We start from the raw sequence: 3,194 nt of genomic DNA, 5'->3' as shown, positions 1-3,194 counted from the left end.
ATGGGTGGTTGGTCGTTGTTTGAGAACTGCACAGTGGACGCGAGCATCTGTGGCCAAGTTTTTAAGGGCGCACGGTGGATGCCTTGGCACCAGGAACCGATGAAGGACGTGGGAGGCCACGATAGTCCCCGGGGAGCCGTCAACCAGGCTTTGATCCGGGGGTTTCCGAATGGGGAAACCCGGCAGTCGTCATGGGCTGTCACCCGCTGCTGAACACATAGGCAGTGTGGAGGGAACGCGGGGAAGTGAAACATCTCAGTACCCGCAGGAAGAGAAAACAACCGTGATTCCGGGAGTAGTGGCGAGCGAAACCGGATGAGGCCAAACCGTATACGTGTGAGACCCGGCAGGGGTTGCGTGTGCGGGGTTGTGGGATCTCTCTTTCACAGTCTGCCGGCTGTGAGGCGAGTCAGAAACCGTTGATGTAGGCGAAGGACATGCGAAAGGTCCGGCGTAGAGGGTAAGACCCCCGTAGTCGAAACATCAGCGGCTCGTTTGAGAGACACCCAAGTAGCACGGGGCCCGAGAAATCCCGTGTGAATCTGGCGGGACCACCCGCTAAGCCTAAATATTCCCTGGTGACCGATAGCGGATAGTACCGTGAGGGAATGGTGAAAAGTACCGCGGGAGCGGAGTGAAATAGTACCTGAAACCGTGTGCCTACAAGCCGTGGGAGCGTCGCGCAAGGACTTGTCCTTGCGTCGTGACTGCGTGCCTTTTGAAGAATGAGCCTGCGAGTTTGCGGTGTGTTGCGAGGTTAACCCGAGTGGGGAAGCCGTAGCGAAAGCGAGTCCGAACAGGGCGATTCAGTAGCACGCTCAAGACCCGAAGCGGAGTGATCTAGCCATGGGCAGGTTGAAGCGGAGGTAAGACTTCGTGGAGGACCGAACCCACCAGGGTTGAAAACCTGGGGGATGACCTGTGGTTAGGGGTGAAAGGCCAATCAAACTCCGTGATAGCTGGTTCTCCCCGAAATGCATTTAGGTGCAGCGTCGTGTGTTTCTTGCCGGAGGTAGAGCACTGGATAGGCGATGGGCCCTACCGGGTTACTGACCTTAGCCAAACTCCGAATGCCGGTAAGTGAGAGCGCGGCAGTGAGACTGTGGGGGATAAGCTCCATGGTCGAGAGGGAAACAGCCCAGAGCATCGACTAAGGCCCCTAAGCGTACGCTAAGTGGGAAAGGATGTGGAGTCGCACAGACAACCAGGAGGTTGGCTTAGAAGCAGCCACCCTTGAAAGAGTGCGTAATAGCTCACTGGTCTAGTGATTCCGCGCCGACAATGTAGCGGGGCTCAAGCGTACCGCCGAAGTCGTGTCATTCACACAATAGCCCCAACGGGTGTGTGGATGGGTAGGGGAGCGTCGTGTGCCGGGTGAAGCAGCCGCGGAAGCGAGTTGTGGACGGTTCACGAGTGAGAATGCAGGCATGAGTAGCGATACAAACGTGAGAAACGTTTGCGCCGATTGACTAAGGGTTCCTGGGTCAAGCTGATCTGCCCAGGGTAAGTCGGGACCTAAGGCGAGGCCGACAGGCGTAGTCGATGGATAACCGGTTGATATTCCGGTACCCGCTGTGAAGCGTCAAACATCGAGCATCGTGATGCTAAGGCCGTGAAGCCGCCCTGATCTCTTCGGAGTTGAGGGGAGTGGTGGAGCCGCTGAACCAAGCGGTTAGTAGGTGAGTGATGGGGTGACGCAGGAAGGTAGTCCATCCCGGGCGGTGGTTGTCCCGGGGTAAGGGTGTAGGCCGTGCGATAGGTAAATCCGTCGTACATGTGGCTGAGACCTGATGCCGAGCCGATTGTGGTGAAGTGGATGATCCTATGCTGTCGAGAAAAGCCTCTAGCGAGTTTCATGGCGGCCCGTACCCTAAACCGACTCAGGTGGTCAGGTAGAGAATACCGAGGCGTTCGGGTGAACTATGGTTAAGGAACTCGGCAAAATGCCCCCGTAACTTCGGGAGAAGGGGGGCCACACCTGGTGATGAGTTTTGCACTCTGAGCTGGGGGTGGCCGCAGAGACCAGCGAGAAGCGACTGTTTACTAAAAACACAGGTCCGTGCGAAGCCGTAAGGCGATGTATACGGACTGACGCCTGCCCGGTGCTGGAACGTTAAGGGGACCGGTTAGCTCCATTTCGGTGGGGCGAAGCTGAGAACTTAAGCGCCAGTAAACGGCGGTGGTAACTATAACCATCCTAAGGTAGCGAAATTCCTTGTCGGGTAAGTTCCGACCTGCACGAATGGCGTAACGACTTCTCGACTGTCTCAACCATAGGCCCGGTGAAATTGCACTACGAGTAAAGATGCTCGTTTCGCGCAGCAGGACGGAAAGACCCCGGGACCTTTACTACAGTTTGATATTGGTGTTCGGTTCGGCTTGTGTAGGATAGCTGGGAGACTTTGAAGCTCGCACGCCAGTGTGGGTGGAGTCGTCGTTGAAATACCAGTCTGGTCGTGCTGGATGTCTAACCTGGGTCCGTGATCCGGATCAGGGACAGTGTCTGATGGGTAGTTTAACTGGGGCGGTTGCCTCCTAAAGAGTAACGGAGGCGCCCAAAGGTTCCCTCAGCCTGGTTGGCAATCAGGTGTTGAGTGTAAGTGCACAAGGGAGCTTGACTGTGAGACCGACGGGTCGAGCAGGGACGAAAGTCGGGACTAGTGATCCGGCGGTGGCTTGTGGAAGCGCCGTCGCTCAACGGATAAAAGGTACCCCGGGGATAACAGGCTGATCTTCCCCAAGAGTCCATATCGACGGGATGGTTTGGCACCTCGATGTCGGCTCGTCGCATCCTGGGGCTGGAGTCGGTCCCAAGGGTTGGGCTGTTCGCCCATTAAAGCGGTACGCGAGCTGGGTTTAGAACGTCGTGAGACAGTTCGGTCCCTATCCGCTGTGCGCGTAGGAGTCTTGAGAAGGGCTGTCCCTAGTACGAGAGGACCGGGACGGACGAACCTCTGGTGTGCCAGTTGTCCTGCCAAGGGCATGGCTGGTTGGCTACGTTCGGGAGGGATAACCGCTGAAAGCATCTAAGCGGGAAGCCTGCTTCGAGATGAGGACTCCCACCCCCTTGAGGGGTTAAGGCTCCCAGTAGACGACTGGGTTGATAGGCCGGATCTGGAAGCACCGCAAGGTGTGGAGGTGACCGGTACTAATAGGCCGAGGGCTTGTCCTCAGTTGCTCGCGTCCACTGTGTT

1 rRNA gene is annotated in these 3,194 nt (G+C 57.0%); it reads left to right on the top strand.

Going from position 1 to position 3,194, the window contains the following annotated elements:
- Positions 1–51 precede the first annotated feature (51 nt).
- Positions 52–3,172 (top strand): 23S ribosomal RNA (locus ACZ6EG_RS33955).
- Positions 3,173–3,194 lie beyond the last annotated feature (22 nt).

The sequence above is a fragment of the Streptomyces sp. NPDC041968 genome (assembly GCF_055589025.1).
This window is presented reverse-complemented; position numbering and strand designations above follow the sequence as displayed.